This window comes from Streptomyces sp. NPDC030862, from assembly GCF_055571835.1.
In genome coordinates this window covers 19,466-37,661 of record NZ_JBVIEN010000004.1, presented here as the reverse complement: position 1 = coordinate 37,661, position 18,196 = coordinate 19,466, and the positions used below count along the sequence as shown (strand labels likewise).

The window sequence follows — 18,196 nt, the reverse complement described above, 5'->3', positions numbered from 1 at the left end:
TTCAGGCCGTGGTGACGGTCTCTTCGCGGGCGCCCGCGGAGGCTCCCGCGCCGGCCTGCGCGGCCGCCTCGTCCGGGGCCTCGGCGGAGTCCGGAGCGGCCTCGGCGGCCTCCGGGGCGGCCTCGGCGCCGATCGCCGGGATCTTCCGGAGCAGGGCGAGGACGATGACGGCCGTCAGCACCGCGAGCCCGGCGCTGACCCAGGCCGTCATGTGGAAGCCGGCGGTGAAGGCGTCCCGCGCGGCGGCGACGAGCTGACCCGCCTGCTCCGCCGGGAGCGACTCCGCGGCGGCGGTGGCACCGCCCACCGAGTCGCGCGCGGCCTCGGCGGCCGAGGCCGGGATGCCGGCCGGGGCGGACTCGGCGACGTCGCCGCGGTAGACGGCGACGGCGACGCTGCCGGTGACCGCGATGCCCAGGGCGAGGCCCAGGTCGTAGGCGGTCTGCCCGGTCGCGGCGGCGGCACCCGCCTTCTCCGGCGGCGCCGAGCCGACGGCGAGGGCCGTGCCGAGGACGCTGATCGGGGCGACACCGAACATGACGACCGCCAGGCCGAGCGAGGCCGGTACGACACCGTCCTTGTCCCCGTCGGCGGCGGCGGTCAGGACGAAGCCGGCCAGGGTGACCAGCAGGCCGGCGGTGATGACGTACGCCGGGCGCATCCGCTTGGCGAGCACGGGGGTCAGCTGGGAGCCGACGATGAGGCCCACCGCGCCGGGCAGCAGCCACAGACCGGCCGCCAGCGGGCTCAGTCCGCCCGCCACCAGCAGGTACTGGGGCACCAGGTACTCGACGCCGTTGAGCGCCATCATGCCGAACAGCAGCGTCAGCAGCGCGCCGGTGAAGGCGCGGCCGCGGAACAGGCGCATGTCGAGCAGGGGCGTCTCCAGGCCGTTCTGCCGGCGGACGAACACCACCGCGAGGACGACGCCGGCGACGATGGCCACCAGGTTGACGGTGGACCAGCCGTCCTCGGCGAACTTCTTCACGGCGTAGACGATCGGCAGCATGGCGGCGAGGAACAGCACGACGCTGGCGAGGTCCATGCGGCCCGGGTTCGGGTCGCGGTACTCGGGCAGCAGCACGGGCGCCAGGAGCAGCGGCACCAGCATGACCGGCACGCCCATGAGGAACACCGAGCCCCACCACCAGACGTCCAGCAGGACGCCGCCGATGACGGGGCCGATCGCGATGCCGACCGAGAGGGAGGTCACCCACATGGCGATCGCCGTGGCGCGCTGCTTGGCGTCGGCGAACATGTGGCTGATCAGGGAGAGGGTGGACGGCAGGACGGCGGCGCCGGCCACGCCGAGGAGGCCGCGGGCGACGATGAGCACCTCGGGGCTGGTCGCGTAGGCCGCGAGCAGCGAGGAGGCGATCACGCCGAGGGAGCCGAGGATCAGCAGCCGGCGCCGGCCGAGCCGGTCTCCGAGCGTGCCCATGACCACCAGGAAGGCGACGGTCATGAAGCCGTAGATGTCGGTGGTCCACAGCAGTTGGGAGCTGCTGGGCTGGAGGTCGGCCGCGAGGTACGGGGTGGCCAGCCACAGCACGCCCAGGTCGGCTGTCATCAGCGTGACCGGGAGCAGCAGCACCAGCAGTCCGAGCCACTCGCGTGGTCCGGCCCGCAGCTCCGCCGCGGGTGCGGTGTTGGAGGACATGAGTGAGGGGGTCCCTTCTTCTGCCTGATGGTTCAGTACGTCGCGGGGGGCGCCGCGGGCGCGGGTTCGGACGTGCCGTGGGTCCGCACGCGGGCGGTGATCTCGGCGGCGATGGTGGTGGGGTCCTGCTGCGGCTGCCAGTGCGAGGTCTCGTCCAGGGTCACCAGCCGGTAGGGGCCGGTGACGTGCCGGGCGGTGCGCTGGACGGCCAGTTCGCTGACGGCCGTGTCGGTGCGGCTGTAGACGAACGTGGTGGGCACGGTGACCGGGCCGAAGTCGAGCGGGTCACCGAGCAGGTCGTTGGCGCGGTACCAGTTGAGGGCCGCGTCGAGGGTGCCGGGACGCGTGTGGGTCGTCACGTACCGCGCGATCTGGGCGTCCGACAGGACGCCCTCGCCGGCCTGGGTGAACCAGGCGTGGAGCTGCGCGGCGCCGTCCGCGAGGAAGTGCTCGGCGGCGCCGTCCGACACGAGGAACTTCACGTACGCGGAGCTGCGCTGCTGCTCCTCGTCGACGCGGTACGCGTACTGGTAGGCGTCCAGGTGGGGGATGGCGAGGGCCGTCAGGGTGCGCACCCGGTCGGGCCGCTTCGCGGCCAGGTACCAGGCGACGGCGGCGCCCCAGTCGTGTCCGACGACGTGGGCGGTCTCGACGCCGAGGCGGTCGAGGACGCCGAGCGCGTCGGCGGCCAGGTGCGGCAGCCGGTACGCGTCGACGTCCGCGGGGCGGGCGCCGGGCGAGTAGCCGCGCTGGTCGGGGGCGATGGTGCGCAGCCCGGCCGCGTGGAGCAGGGGGGCGGTCTCGGTCCAGGACTCCTTGTTGTGCGGGAAGCCGTGGAGCAGCAGGACCGGTTCGCCGTCGAGCGGTCCGTCGACGGCGACGTCGAAGACGAGGTCGTCCAGGGTGATCTGCATGGTGGTCGCCGCCCGTCAGTTCCGCGGTCCGGCGAGGGCGGCCTCGATCTCGGGGTCGTGGAGGACCGACGGCGGGTCGACCAGGCCGATGACGCGGGAGTACGCGCGGGCGACGGCCGCGTCGCGGGCGGCGCCGTCCTGGACCTGGGCGATGAAGGCGTGGGCGGCCTGGACCTCGGGGGTCCGCTCGCCCTCGACCTCGGGGAAGCTCAGGTCGGCGCCGACGGCCATCTCCCAGCAGCCGTCGACCGCGTCCGTCGCCAGGTCGCGGAAGTACGCGAGGGCGTCCGGGCGGCGGTTCTCGGCGACGTGCTTGCGCAGCACGAGCGAGCCCATCGCGGCGACGGTCATGCCCTGCGCGTAGCTGGGGTTGAAGCTGCACACGGCGTCGCCGATGACGAGCAGGCCGGACGGGAAGTCCGTCATGCGCTGGTAGTGGCGGCGCAGGTTGGTGGGGAACTTGTAGGCGACCGGGTCGTCGAGCGGCTCGGAGACCTGCAGCACCTCGTGGATGTCGGGCGCGGCGAGGGACTTGATGAAGCTGATGAAGCCCTCGGGATCGGTGGGCGGGTGGTCGCCGAGGATGCCGTACGCCGTGACGATGGCCCGGTCGCCGTCGATCTTCTGGCAGATGGCGCCGCGCGGGACGCCGGCGGAGGCGACGGTGTTGATGGAGATGTTGCCCTCGAACGCCTCGTCGGGCACGCGGTAGTAGCGGGTGGTGTAGCCGAGGCCGATCTTGTGCTTCTCCTCGGGCACGGCCTCGTAGCCCAGCTCCTCCAGCCAGACGGAGGTGCGCGAGCCGCGGCCGGTGGCGTCGACGACGAGATCGGCGTCGAGGGTCTCCTCGGCGCCGTTGCGGGTGACGACGACCCCGGTGACCTCGCGGCCCTCCGCCTCGGTGCGCAGGCGCAGGATGGTGGCGTTCTCCAGGACGCCGACGCCGTCGAGGGCCAGCACCCGGTCGCGGACGTGCCGCTCCAGGAAGGGGCGGCTGGAGGTGAGGGCGACCAGGCCGGACTCGACCTGCACCAGCCGCTTGCCGTTGATGATCCAGCGGACGTCGCCGGCGACGTCGCCGGTCTGGGCGCCGTCGGCCCTCATCTCGTCGGTGATCCCCGGGAAGTACTCCTCGGTGATCTGCTGGCCGCGGGCGAGCAGGCCGTGCAGGTGGTGGCCCTGCGGCAGGCCGCGGCGCAGGTCGCCGGGGCCGGTGAGCTCGTCGCGGTCCACGATGACCACTTCGGCAAAGGTCTCGGACAGCGCACGTGCCGCGAACAGTCCCGCCATGCTGCCGCCGAGCACTATCGCGCGGCCTTCCCGATCGTTGATCATGGCGATTCGATCTCCTTGAATTCGCTTTGGATTCCCGGGCGGGGCTACGACGAACTCGCCGAAGAACTGCCGTGACTTCATATCGCGTGAGCCCGCGTAAGAAGGTATCCAGTCGCGTTCCACCGGCCGCCCACCGTGCGGCAACGCGTGGGTCATCGACCTTCCCCCACGCGGGAGTTACCGTCGCGTGACTGTTCGAAAACCCTGCGTCATTAGCCTTTTGAGCATCAGCTTTCAAGGTTTCGTACAGAACTCGCGCGAAGAACTCCGGGCGCTTTCCGCAGGAGGCGCGGGCGCCCGCGGAATTCATCCGCCGGGGAGTTCACCGAGTGGTCCATGGAGCGACACAGCCATGAAAGGGCAGCCGAGCGTGGTGACGAGTGAGAACAATCCTGTAGCAGCCGGGGCACCGAAGGGGAAGGCCGCGAACGCCGGCCCCGGGGAGCCGATCGCTGTCGTGGGGCTGTCCTGCCGGTTCCCCGGTGCGGCGGGGCCGGCCGAGTTCTGGAACCTTCTGCGCGAGGGCGCGAGCGCCGTCACGGAGGTGCCGCCGGGCCGCTGGGACGTGCCCGAGGACGCGGCCCCGGGCACGCGTGAGGGTGCCCGGCGCGGCGGATTCCTGCCCGACGTCGACCACTTCGACGCGGGCTTCTTCGGCATCTCACCGCGCGAGGCCGCCGCGATGGACCCGCAGCAGCGGCTGGTGCTGGAGCTGACCTGGGAGGCGCTGGAGGACGCCGGGATCGTGCCGGCGGCGCTGCGCGGCACGTCCACCGCGGTGTTCGTCGGCACGTTGCGCGACGACTACACGAACCTGCTGTACCAATACGGCGCCGAGGCGGTCACGCAGCACACGATGACGGGCGTGAACCGCGGCGTCATCGCCAACCGGGTCTCGTACCAGCTGGGCCTGCACGGGCCGAGCATGACGGTGGACTCGGCGCAGTCGTCGTCGCTCGTCGCGGTGCACCTGGCGTGCGAGAGCCTGCGCGCCGGGGAGTCGACGACCGCGATCGCGGCCGGTGTGAACCTCAACCTGCTGGCGGAGAACGCCCTCACGGAGGAACGTTTCGGCGCGCTCTCCCCCGACGGCCTGTCGTACACCTTCGACGCCCGCGCGAACGGCTTCGTGCCCGGCGAGGGCGGCGGCGTCGTCGTGCTGAAGCCGCTGTCGGCGGCCCTCGCGGACGGCGACCGGATCCACGGCGTGATCCGCGGCACCGCCGTCAACAACGACGGTGCCACCGAGGGCCTGACGGTGCCGGGCCGCGTCGCCCAGGAGCAGGTGCTGCGCCTGGCCCACGAGCGGGCCGCGCTGGGCCCCGACGAGACCGTCCAGTACGTGGAGCTGCACGGTACGGGCACGCCGGTCGGCGACCCGATCGAGGCGGCCGCGCTCGGCGCCGCGCTCGGTGCGGACCGCGCGCCCGGGGACCCGCTGCTGGTGGGCTCCGTCAAGACGAACATCGGCCACCTGGAGGGCGCCGCCGGTATCGCGGGGCTCATCAAGACCCTGCTGAGCATCACGCACCGCGAGCTGCCCGCGAGCCTCAACTTCGAGACGCCCAACCCCGCCATCCCGCTGGAGGAGCTGGGTCTGGCCGTGCAGCGCGAGCGCACGGCCTGGCCGCGTCCGGACCGGCCGCTGGTGGCGGGTGTCAGCTCCTTCGGCATGGGCGGCACCAACGCCCACGTCGTGGTCGCGGAGGCGCCTTCGAGGGCGGCGGCCGAGCCGGCCGTCGCCCCGGAGGGCGCTCCCGACGCCATGGCCTGGGTGGTCTCGGCGCGGTCGGAGGCCGCCCTGCGCGCCCAGGCCGGGCGCCTGGCCGCGTTCGCCGCGGCGGAGGACGCGCCGCGGCCGCTGGACGTGGGCCTGTCGCTGGCGACGGACCGTACGGTCTTCGCCGAGCGCGCGGTCGTCGTCGGCGCGGACCGGGACGAGCTGGTGGCGGGGTTGCGGGCGCTCGCCGAGGACCGCCCGTCGGGCGCGGTCGTCCGCGCGGACGGTGACGGGACGGCGGGACCGGCCGGCACCGCGTTCCTGTTCACGGGCCAGGGCGCCCAGCGCACCGGCATGGGCCTGGAGCTGTACGCCGCCCACCCGGCATACGCCGACGCCTTCGACGCGGTGTGCGCGGAGCTGGACCCGCTGCTGGACAAGCCGCTGCGCGCGGTCATCGCGACCGGCGAGGAGCTGGACCAGACCGGTTACACCCAGCCCGCCCTGTTCGCCACCGAGGTCGCCCTCTACCGGCTCCTGGAATCCTGGGGGGTCACCCCCGACTACGTCGCCGGGCACTCCATCGGTGAGCTGGCCGCCGCGCACATCGCCGGCGTCCTCAGCCTGGCCGACGCCGCCCGACTGGTCGCCGCCCGGGCCCGGTTGATGCAGGAGCTGCCCACGGGCGGGGCGATGATCGCCCTCCAGGCCACCGAAGACGAAGTCCTGCCGCTCGTCACCGACTTGGCCGACCGGCTCTCGATCGCCGCCGTCAACGGCCCCGAATCCGTCGTCGTCTCCGGTGACGAGGACGCGACGGAAGAGGTCGCCGAGCACTTCCGGAAGCTGGGCCGCAAGACGAAGCAGCTCACCGTCTCCCACGCCTTCCACTCCCCCCGCATGGACGCCATGCTGAAGGAGTTCCACAAGGTCGCCAAGGAGCTCACCTACCACGAGCCGACGATCCCCGTCGTCTCCACCCTCACCGGCCGCCTCGCGACCGGCGACGAGCTGCGCACCCCGTGCTACTGGTCCGAGCAGGTCCGCCAGGCGGTGCGGTTCGCGGACGCCGTCGCCACCCTCCGCGACCTCGGCGCCACCACCCTCATCGAGGTCGGCCCCGACGCCGTCCTCAGCCCCCTTGCCGACGCCACCCCGGCCCTGCGTGCCGGCCGGTCCGAGGCGCGTACCGTCCTGACGGCCGTGGCGACTGCCTTCACGCGGGGCGCGGACGTCGACTGGGCCTCGGTGTACGGGCCGTGGGGCGGCCGGCGCGTCACCCTGCCCACGTACGCCTTCCAGCGGAGGCGCCACTGGTTCGACGCGGCCACCCGCAAGGAGGCGGCCCTGCCCGTCGCCGGCGACGGCGGGGTGCGGGACGAGGCGGTGGCGGCCACTCCGCGCGGGGCGCTCGGCGAGCGGCTGGCCGGGCTGTCCGGCGAGGAGCGGCGGCGCGCCGTGGCCGAGCTGGTCACCGGGCACGTCACGGCCGTCCTGGAGTACGGCGACGACGAGCGCCTGGAGCTGCGCACGCCGTTCCAGCAGCTCGGGTTCAGCTCGATGATGACGACCGAGCTGCGTGCGGCGCTCGCCCGCGCGACCGGTCTGGACCTGCCGACGAGCCTGCTGTTCGACCACCCGACGCCACAGGCGCTCATCGAGTTCGTGGAGGCGGAGCTGCTGGGTGCGGCCGGCGACGCCGACACGTTCGTCCGGCCGGTCGACGCGGACGAGCCGATCGCCATCGTCGGCATGGCCTGCCGCTACCCCGGCGGCGTGGCGTCCCCCGAGGACCTGTGGCGGGTGGTCGCCGAGGGCGTCGACGCGATCTCGGAGTTCCCCACGGACCGCGGCTGGGACGAGGACCTGTACGACCCCGACCCGGACAGACCCGGCAAGAGCGCGGTGCGCCACGGCGGGTTCCTGCACGACGCGGGCCGGTTCGACGCGGGCTTCTTCGGCATCTCGCCGCGTGAGGCGCTGGCGATGGACCCGCAGCAGCGGCTGCTGCTGGAGACGGCGTGGGAGGCGATCGAGCGGTCCGGGATCGACCCGGAGGCGCTGCGCGGCTCCCGCACGGGCGTCTTCGTGGGCGCCACGGCCCTGGAGTACGGGCCGCGCATGTACGAGGCTCCGGAGAACGTCCGGGGCAGCGTCCTCACCGGCAGCACCGCCAGCGTGATGTCGGGCCGCATCGCCTACCAGCTGGGCCTGCTGGGCCCGGCCGTCACCGCCGACACGGCCTGCTCGTCGTCGCTCGTGGCGCTGCACCTGGCGATCCGCTCGCTGCGTTCGGGCGAGACGAACATGGCGCTGGCGGGCGGCGCGACCGTGATGTCCTCGCCGGGCATGTTCGTGGAGTTCTCGCGGCAGCGCGGCCTCGCCCCCGACGGCCGCTGCAAGTCGTTCGCGGCGGCCGCCGACGGCACCGGCTGGTCCGAGGGTGTGGGCCTGCTCCTGGTGGAGCGGCTGTCGGACGCGCGCCGCAACGGCCACCGCGTCCTCGCCGTCATCCGGGGCTCGGCGATCAACCAGGACGGCGCGTCCAACGGCCTGACGGCCCCCAACGGCCTGTCGCAGCAGCGGGTCATCCGCCAGGCGCTCGCCGACGCGGGCCTGACCACGGCCGACGTGGACGCCGTCGAGGCGCACGGCACCGGCACCCGGCTCGGTGACCCGATCGAGGCCGAGGCGCTGATGGCGACGTACGGCAGCGGCCGGGAGGACCGCGCGCCGCTGTTCCTGGGCTCCCTGAAGTCCAACATCGGCCACGCCCAGGCGGCGGCCGGTGTCGGCGGCGTCATCAAGATGGTGGAGGCCATGCGGCACGGCGTCCTGCCGAGGACGCTGCACGTCGACGAGGTGTCGCCGCACGTCGACTGGGACCGCGGCGCGGTGGAGCTGCTGACCGAGGCGCGCCCGTGGGAGGCGCCCGGCCGGCCGCGGCGGGCCGCGGTGTCGTCGTTCGGCATCAGCGGCACCAACGCCCATGTCGTCCTCGAAGAAGCCCCGCAGGAGGCGGCCGCCCCGGCCGGGGAGCCGGCGGCCCTCGCCGCGCCGGCGCTACCTGCGCCGTGGCTGCTGTCCGCGCGGGACTCTGCCGCGCTGCGCGCCCAGGCCGAGCGGCTGCGGGCGTACGCGGCGGCCGAGGGCGCGCCGGGCGACGCGGCCGTGGGACGTGCGCTGGCCACCACGCGTACGGCGTTCGAGCAGCGGGCCGCCGTGGTCGCCGCGGACCGTGCCGGGTTCCTGGCCGGTCTGGCGGCGCTGGCCCGTGGGGAGCAGGCGCCCGGTGTGGTGACGGGCAGCGCGGCGCACGCGGGCCGTACCGCGTTCCTGTTCACCGGCCAGGGCGCCCAGCGGGTCGGCATGGGCCGGGAGCTGGCGGCGCGTCACCCGGTGTTCGCGGCGGCGCTGGACGAGGTGTTCGCGGCGTTCGCGCCGCACCTGGAGCGGCCGTTGCGCGAGGTCGTGTTCGCGGACCCGGACGGTCCGGACGCCGCGCTCGTCGACGAGACGACGTACACGCAGCCCGCGCTGTTCGCCGTCGAGGTGGCGCTGTTCCGGCTGCTGGAGCACCACGGGGTGACCCCGGACCTGCTGGCCGGGCACTCGATCGGCGAGCTGGCCGCCGCGCATGTGGCGGGCGTGTTGTCGCTGGAGGACGCGGCGAAGCTGGTCGCGGCCCGGGGCCGGCTGATGCAGGCGGCCCGTGCGGGCGGCGCCATGATCGCCGTACAGGGGCACGAGGCGGAGGTCGCCGCCTCGCTCGCCGGGCACGAGGACGCGGTGGCGATCGCCGCCGTCAACGGGCCCGACTCGGTGGTGATATCCGGGGACGCGGAGACCGCCGAGCGGATCGCCGGCGAGTGGCGGGAGCGCGGCCGCAGGACGAAGCGCCTGACGGTGTCGCACGCCTTCCACTCGCCGCACATGGACGGCATCCTCGACGCATTCCGCGAGGTCGCCTCCCAGGTGGACTTCAAGGCGCCGCGCATCCCGATCGTGTCCACCGTGACCGGGGCGAGGGCCACGGACGCCGAACTGACCTCGCCGGACTACTGGGCCGGGCAGATCCGGGCCACCGTGCGGTTCCTGGACGCGGTGCGCGAACTGGCCGCCCAGGGCGCCACGGTGTTCGTGGAGGCCGGCCCGGACGCGGTGCTGACCGCGCTCACGCGCGGCGCCCTGGACGACGTCACGGCCGTGCCGCTGCTGCGGGCCGGGCAGCCGGAGGGCGACACGCTCGTCGAGGGCCTGGCGCGGGCGTACGCGGCGGGCGCGCCGCTGGACGGGGCGTCGTTCTTCACGGGCGCGGGCACCCCGGCCGCGTCGGCCGACCTGCCGACGTACCCCTTCCAGCGGCAGCACTACTGGCTGGCGCCGTCGGTTCCGGCGGACGCGCGGAGCCTCGGGCTCGACCCGGCGGAGCATCCGCTGCTGTCGACGACGCTGGACCTCGCGGAGCGCGAGGACGCGGTCTTCACCAGCCGGCTGTCGCTGCGCGGCCACCCGTGGCTGGCGGACCACACCGTCGGCGGCAACGTGCTGGTGCCGGCGACCGCGTTCCTGGAGCTGGCCGCGGCGGCCGGCGACCACCTCGGTGCGCCGCGCGTGGAGGAGCTGACGCTGGAGGCGCCGCTGCCGCTGACGGAGCGTGCGGCGGTACGCGTCCAGGTGGCGGTCGGCGCGGCGGACGCCTCGGGTGTCCGGCCGTTCTCGGTGTACGCCCGCCCCGACACGGGTGACGCGGGCGCGGGCGTCGGCGACGACGCGGCCCGCGCCTGGACGCGGCACGCGGCCGGTGCGCTGGCCCCGGCCGCGGCCGCGGAGACGGCGGACGAGGCCGACCGCTGGACGGTGTGGCCGCCCGAGGGGGCGGTCCCCGCGGACCTGACCGGTGTGTACGAGCGCCTCGCCGCGCTGGGGTACGGGTACGGCCCGGCGTTCCAGGGGCTGCGGGCGATGTGGCGGGCCGGTGACGAGCTGTTCGCCGAGATCCGGCTGCCGGAGGAGCATGCCGAAGCCGCCGCGCGGTTCGCCGTGCACCCGGCGCTGTTCGACGCGGCGCTGCACCCGCTGGTGCTGGACGCGGCCGTGGAGGGCGAGACGGACCGGATCCGGCTGCCGTTCGCCTGGTCCGGGATCGACGTACGGGCCACGGGCGCGGCCGAGGTGCGGCTGCGGATCTCGCCGCTCGGCGCGGACACCTACCGGCTGAGCCTGGCGGACGCCACCGGCGCCCCGGTCGCCGAGGTGGAGTCGCTGGTGCTGCGGCCGATCGCCCGCGAGGACCTTCAGTCCGCGGCGGCCGGCCCGGTCGACGACGCGCTGTTCGCGGTGGAGTGGGCTGCGGTGGCGGCGCCCGAGGGCGAGGCCGACCCGTCGTGGGGCCTCGTCGGCGACGACCTGGACGCGGCCGTCGGCGTGGACGTGGCGGTGGTGCGGGTGTCCGGCACCACGGGTGCGGACGGCACCACGGGTGCGGACGGCACCGCCGGTACGGAGCGCTCCGCCGGTACGGACGGCACCCCGGCGGCGGCGCACGAGGCGACCGTACGGACCCTGGAGCTGGTGCGGCGCTGGCTGGCCGACGACCGGTTCGCCGACGCACGGCTCGCCGTGGTCACCGGGGGCGCCGTCGCGGCGCTGCCCGGCGAGGACGTCCCGGACCTGGGCGCCGCCCCGGTGTGGGGCCTGCTGCGGTCGGTGCAGTCGGAGCACCCGGACCGGGTCGTGCTGATCGACCTGGACGCGCCGGACGCGGCCGTGCCGGTCGCGGCGCTCGCCGCGGGCGCGGCGGGCGAGCCGCAGCTGGCGGTGCGCGGCGGCGCCCTGTACGCGCCGCGCCTGGCCCGCGCCGGGCGCGGTGCGCGGGCGGCGGAGGGCCGCATGCTGGACCCCGAGGGCACCGTGCTGGTCACGGGCGGCACCGGCGGGCTGGGCGCGCTGTTCGCCCGGCACCTGGTCACCGCGTACGGGGTGCGGCACCTGCTGCTGAGCAGCCGGCGCGGTCCGGACACGCCGGGCGCCGCGGAGCTGGTGGCCGAACTGTCCGCGCTGGGCGCGGAGGCGACCGTCGTCGCCGCGGACGCCGCGGACCGTGCGGCGGTCGAGCGGCTGCTCGCCGCGGTGGACCCGGCCCATCCGCTGACCGCCGTGGTGCACACGGCGGGGGTGCTGGCGGACGGGACCGTGGAGTCGCTGACGGAGGAGCGCGTGGCGGCCGTGCTGCGGCCGAAGGTGGACGCGGCCTGGCACCTCCACGAGCTGACGAAGGATCAGGAGCTGTCGGCATTCGTGCTGTTCTCGTCCGTGTCCGGGCTGACCGGCACCGCCGGGCAGGGCAACTACGCGGCCGCCAACACCTTCCTGGACGCCCTGGCCGCGCACCGGCGCGCCGCCGGCCTGCCGGCCACCGCGCTGGCCTGGGGCCTGTGGGACGGCAGCCACGGCATGGGCGCGTCCCTGACGGACGCGGACCTGGCCCGCTGGAGCCGGGCCGGGATGACGCCGCTCACGCCCGAGCAGGGCCTGGCCCTGTTCGACGCGGCGCTGGCGGGCGATGAGCCGCTGCTGGCCCCGGTGGCCCTGAACCCGGCCCGCTTCGCGGGCGGTGCGGAGCCCGTACCGGCCCTGTACCGGGGCCTGGTGCGGACCCGTACCCGGCGGTCCGCGGCGCGCGGAGCCGAGCCGGCCGGGGGCGGCGGTACCGACTGGGGACGGCAGATCGCCGCGCTGCCCGAGGAGAAGCGCCGCGAGGCGGTCCTCGACCTGGTGCGCGCCACGGTCGCCGGGGTGCTGGGGCACGCGGGCGCGTCGGCGGTCGAGCCGGACCGGGCGTTCAACGACATCGGCTTCGACTCGATGGCCGGCGTGGACCTGCGCAACCGGCTCGCGGCCACCACGGGGCTGCGGCTGCCCGCGACGGCCGTGTTCGACCACCCGACGCCGGCGGCGCTGGCGACGTACCTGCTGACCCGGGTGTCCGCCGCGAAGGCCCCGGCCGCCGTGGCGAAGGCCCGGCCGCGGGGCGCGTCGGACGAGCCGATCGCCATCGTCGGCATGGCGTGCCGCTACCCGGGCGGGGTGTCGTCGCCGGAGGAGCTGTGGCGGCTGGTCGCCGAGGGCGCCGACGCGGTCAGCGGGTTCCCGGTGAACCGCGGCTGGGACCTGGACGCCCTGTACGACCCGGACCCGGAGCGCACGGGCACCTCGTACGTCCGCGAGGGCGGGTTCCTGCACGACGCGGACCTGTTCGACCGGGAGTTCTTCGGGATCTCGCCGCGTGAGGCGACCGCGACGGACCCGCAGCAGCGGCTGCTGCTGGAGACCACGTGGGAGACGTTCGAGAGCGCGGGCATCGACCCGGCCGTGCTGCGCGGCAGCAACACCGGGGTGTTCACGGGCGCCATGTACGACGACTACGCGTCGCGGCTGGCGACCGCCCCGGAGGAGTTCGAGGGGTTCCTGCTGGCCGGGAACCTGTCCAGCGTGATCTCGGGCCGGCTGTCGTACACGTACGGCCTGGAGGGCCCGGCGGTCACCGTCGACACGGCGTGCTCGTCGTCGCTGGTGGCCCTGCACCTGGCGGCGAACGCGCTGCGCTCCGGCGAGTGCGACCTGGCCCTGGCCGGCGGTGTGACCGTGATGAACGGCCCGAACACGTTCGTGGAGTTCTCGCGCCAGCGCGGCCTGTCGCCCGACGGGCGCTGCAAGTCGTTCGCGGCGGCCGCCGACGGCACCGGCTGGTCCGAGGGCGTGGGCCTGCTGCTCGTCGAGCGGCTGTCGGACGCGCGCCGCAACGGCCACCGCGTGCTCGCGGTGGTCCGCGGTACGGCCGTCAACCAGGACGGCGCGTCCAACGGGCTCACGGCGCCCAACGGGCCGTCCCAGGAGCGGGTCATGCAGCAGGCGCTGGCGAGCGCCGGTCTCCGGCCGGGCGACGTGGACGCCGTCGAGGCGCACGGCACCGGCACGCGGCTCGGCGACCCGATCGAGGCGCAGGCCCTGCTGGCCACGTACGGCCAGGACCGGCCCGACGGGCGTCCCCTGTACCTGGGTTCGCTGAAGTCGAACATCGGCCACAGCCAGGCGGCGGCCGGCGTCGGCGGCGTCATCAAGATGATCGAGGCGATGCGGCACGGCGTCCTGCCGAGGACGCTGCACGTCGACGAGCCGTCCCCGCACGTGGACTGGGACTCCGGCGCGCTGGCCCTGCTGACGGAGGAGACCTCCTGGCCCGAGACGGGACGGCCGCGGCGCGCGGGCGTGTCCTCGTTCGGCATCAGCGGAACCAACGCCCACGTGATCATCGAGCAGGCCCCGCCGGCGCCGTCCACCGCACCGCGCACCGCCCCGCAGGAAGCGGCGCCCGCGGTGGTGCCGTGGATCCTGTCCGCCAAGGACGAGGCGGCCCTGCGGGCCCAGGCGGCGAAGCTGCACCGGTACGCCGTGGAGGCACCCGAGGCGTCCGTGACCGACATCGGCCTGTCCCTCGCCACCGAGCGTGCCGTCCTGGAACAGGGCGCAGCGGTCGTCGGCCGGGACCGGGAGGAACTGCTGCGCGGCCTGGCCGCCCTCGCCGACGGTGAGGGCACGCCGGCGGGCGTGGTGCGCGGGCACTCGGCGCGCCCCGGCAAGCGGGCCTTCCTGTTCACCGGGCAGGGCAGCCAGCGGCTCGGCATGGGCCGCGAACTGTACGAGAACAGCCCGGCGTTCGCACGGGCCCTGGACGAGGTGTGCGCGCACCTCGACCCGGAGCTGGCCCGCCCGCTGAAGGACGTGCTGTTCGCCCGTCCCGACACGGCGGACGCGGCGCTGATCGACCAGACCGCGTTCACGCAGGCCGCGCTGTTCGCGGTGGAGGTGGCGCTGTTCCGGCTGTTCGAGCACCACGGCATCACCCCCGACTACCTCCTGGGCCACTCCATCGGCGAGGTGACGGCCGCCCACCTGGCGGGCGTCCTGGACCTGCCGGACGCCTGCTGCCTGGTCGCCGAGCGCGGCCGGCTGATGCAGGCGGCCCGCGAGGGCGGCGCCATGGCCGCCGTGCAGGCCACGGAGGAGGAGGTGCGCGCGTCGCTCGCGCCGTACGGCGGTGCCGTGGCGGTCGCGGGCGTCAACGGGCCCGACTCGATGGTGATCTCGGGTAACGCGGACGCGGTCGACGAGCTGACGGCGGCGTGGCGGGCCAAGGGTGCCCGTACGAAGCGGCTGCCGGTGTCGCACGCCTTCCACTCCCCGCACATGGAGGAGGTCCTGGACGAGTTCCGCGAGGTGGCGTCGGGGCTGACGTTCCGTCCGCCGCGCATCCCGGTGGTCTCCAACGTGACCGGCGCGCTCGCCACCGCCGAGCAGCTGACCTCGCCGGACTACTGGGCCACGCACATCCGGGAGGCGGTGCGCTTCCTCGACGGCGTGCGGTGCCTGGAGGCCGAGGGCGTCACGGACTTCGTGGAGCTGGGCCCGGACGGGGTCCTCACCGCGCTGGCCCAGTCCTGCCTGGAGCAGGAGGCCGGGCTGCTGGTGCCGGCGCTGCGCCGGGACCGCTCCGAGCAGGAGACCGTCATGGGCGCGCTGGCGCGGCTGCGCCTGCGGGGCGCGTCGCCCGACTGGTCGACGGTCTTCCCCGGCGCCCGCACGGTGCCGCTGCCCACCTACGCCTTCCAGCGCGAGCGCTACTGGCTGGAGGGCACCGAGGCCCCGGCCGACGCGGCCGGTCTCGGGCTCGCCGCGACGGAACACCCGCTGATCGGTGCGGCGGTCGGCGTGGCCCACCGCGACGAGCACCTGTTCACCGGGCGGCTGTCCCGGCGCAGCCACCCCTGGCTGGTCGAGCACGCCGTGCACGGCACGGTGCTGCTGCCCGGCACGGGCCTGGTCGAGCTGGCCGCCCGGGCCGGTGAGCGGCTGGGCGCCGAGCGGGTCGAGGAGCTGATGCTGTCGGCGCCGCTGGTGCTGCCCGAGGACGGGGCCGTACAGGTACAGGTGGTGGTCGGCGAGGCCGACGGGGCGGGCCGCCGCTCCGTGGAGGTGTTCTCCCGGCCCGACGACGGCGACGAGTCCGGGGAGCGCCCCTGGACGCCGCACGCCTCCGGCACGCTCGCCCCGGCGACCGGGACCACGGGCACCGCGCTGACGGCGTGGCCGCCGGCGGGCGCGGTCGAGACGGACCTGAGCGGCGTCTACGAGCGCCTGGACACCCTGGGGTACCAGTACGGGGAGGCGTTCCGCGGGCTGCGCCGGGTGTGGCGCGGCGACGGGGAGGTCTTCGCCGAGGTCGCGCTGCCGGAGCCGGTGCGCGGCGACGCCGGGCGGTTCCTGCTGCACCCGGCGCTGCTCGACGCGGCCCTGCACACCCTGCTGCCGGGCGTCGTCGACGAGAAGGGCCAGGCGCGGCTCCCGTTCGCCTGGTCCGGGGTCACGGTCCACGCCGTGGGCGCCTCGGTGCTGCGGGTGCGGCTGGCGGTGTCCGGCCAGGACACCGACACGCTGGAGGCGGCGCTGACGGTGGCGGACGGCACGGGCGCCCCGGTGGCGACCGTGGAGTCGCTGCTGCTGCGGCCGCTGTCGGCACAGGCCCTGCGCGAGGCGGCCGCGACGACCCGGGACGGGCTGTTCGGCGTCGTCTGGACGCCGCTCGCCCGCCCGGCCGGTACGGCCCCGGTGGACGTCTCCGGCTGGGCCGTCCTCGGTGACGTCACCGTGCCGGGCGCGTCCCGGCACACCGGCCTCGACACCGTCGAGCGGGCCGACACCCTGGTGTACGCGCCGCCTGCCGGTACGAGCACGGGCACGGGCACGGGCAGCGCCGAGGAGGCGCACGCCGCGCTGCGGGACACCCTCGCCACGCTGCGGGCGTGGCTGGCGGACGAGCGCTTCGCGGACGGCAGGCTCGTCGTGACGACGCGCGGCGCGGTCGCGACCGGTCCCGGCGAGGACGTCACCGACCTGGTCCGGGCGGGTGTCTGGGGTCTGGTCCGGGTGGCCCAGACCGAGAACCCGGGCCGTATCGTCCTCGTCGACCGCGACACGGACGCCCTCGATCCGCGGCACGTCTCCCCCGACGTCCCGCAGGCCGCCGTGCGCGGCACCGCGCTCCTGACGCCGCAACTGGCCCGCACGACGGCCGGGGCGGCGGAGGCCGAGGGGCCGCGCTGGGACGGCGGCACGGTCCTCGTGACCGGCGCCACCGGCGCCCTCGGCGGCGTCCTGACCCGGCACCTGGTCACCCGGCACGGGGCACGGCACCTGCTGCTCCTCAGCCGCCGCGGCATCGACGCCCCCGGCGCCCGCGACCTGCGGGACGAACTGACCGAGCTCGGCGCCGAGGTCACGGTGGCCGCGTGCGACGCCGCCGACCGCGAGGCGCTGGCCGGAGTGCTGGCCGCCATCCCGGCGGACCGGCCGCTCACCGCGGTCGTCCACACCGCCGGCGTCCTCGACGACACGGTCCTCACGGACCTGACGCCGGAGCGGCTGGCGAAGGTCCTCCAGCCGAAGGTCGACGCCGCGTGGAACCTGCACGAGCTGACGAAGGACCAGGACCTCACGGCCTTCGTCATGTACTCGTCCATCGCAGGTCTCATCGGCAACGCCGGACAGGCCAACTACGCCGCGGGCAACACGTTCCTCGACGCGCTCGCCCAGCACCGCCACGCCCACGGCCTGCCCGCCACCAGCCTCGCCTGGGGCCTGTGGGCCGAGTCCTCCACCATCAGCGGCGGCCTCGACGAGACCGACCTGCGCCGGCTCGCCCGGCTGGGCCTGCTGCCGCTGTCGTCGGACGACGCGATGGACCTGTTCGACGCCGCGCCCACCACGGGCGAGGCCGTCCTGGCCGTCACCCGCCTCGACACGGCCGCGCTGCGCAGGCAGCCCGACCGGCTCCCGGCGATCCTGCGGGCCCTGGCGCCGAGCGCCCCGCGCCGTACCGCCGCGGCGGCCGGCACGGCGGCCGGCTCGGCGGCCGGCTCGGGCGGCGAGGGCGGCCCGTCCCTGACGGAACGCCTCGGCGCACTGCCGGAGGAGCAGCGCATGGAGGTCCTGACGGACCTGGTGCGCGCCCAGGTCGCCGGGGTGCTGGGGCACTCCGACCACGGCGCCGTCGACGCCGGGCGCGCCTTCCAGGAGCTGGGCTTCGACTCGCTCACCGCCGTCGAGCTGCGCAACCAGCTCAACGCGGCGACCGGGCTGCGGCTGCCGTCCACGCTGGTCTTCGACTACCCGAACCCGGCCGCGCTCGCCGCGTACCTGCGGCAGCAGATCACGGTCGAGGAGGTGTCGGCGGCGACCCCGGTCCTGTCGGACCTGGACCGGCTGAAGGACTCCATCCAGTCGGTCGCCGCGGGCGACCGGGAGGCGTTCGAGCAGATCACCGGCCGGCTCAAGGAACTGCTGGACCTGGCCGGAGCGGCGGCGGGCGAGGGCGACGGCGACGAGGCCGACGGCCGGGACCTGGACACGGCGACCGACGAGGAGCTGTTCGCGCTCCTCGACGACCTGAACTGAGGCCGCGCGATGGCGGCGGACACCGAGGCGCGACGACGCGCACACAACGACCTT

4 protein-coding genes are annotated in these 18,196 nt (G+C 75.3%); 1 reads left to right on the top strand and 3 read right to left on the bottom strand.

The genetic code is table 11. The annotated features are described in order from the left end of the window. Position 1 precedes the first annotated feature (1 nt). From ACZ42X_RS12065 to ACZ42X_RS12055, 3 genes are read right to left on the bottom strand one after another with little or no spacing between them, the layout of a single operon-like run. Positions 2-1,660, bottom strand: a complete 1,659-nt coding sequence (locus ACZ42X_RS12065) for an MFS transporter (RefSeq protein ID WP_468287546.1) — start codon at positions 1,658-1,660, stop codon at positions 2-4. Positions 1,661-1,692: 32 nt separating this feature from the next. Beyond that, a complete protein-coding gene (locus ACZ42X_RS12060) occupies positions 1,693-2,574 on the bottom strand; it encodes an alpha/beta fold hydrolase (RefSeq protein ID WP_468287543.1) in 882 nt (293 codons plus the stop codon). Between the two features lie 15 nt (positions 2,575-2,589). Next, on the bottom strand, positions 2,590-3,909 hold the full coding sequence (locus ACZ42X_RS12055) for an FAD-dependent oxidoreductase (RefSeq protein WP_468287540.1): 1,320 nt from the start codon (positions 3,907-3,909) through the stop codon (positions 2,590-2,592). Between the two features lie 352 nt (positions 3,910-4,261). Here ACZ42X_RS12055 and ACZ42X_RS12050 point away from each other — a divergent pair, with 352 nt between their 5' ends. Continuing rightward, positions 4,262-18,142 (top strand): type I polyketide synthase, encoded by a 13,881-nt coding sequence (locus ACZ42X_RS12050; RefSeq protein ID WP_468287538.1) that lies wholly within the window; start codon positions 4,262-4,264, stop codon positions 18,140-18,142. The last annotated feature ends 54 nt before the right edge of the window (positions 18,143-18,196 follow it).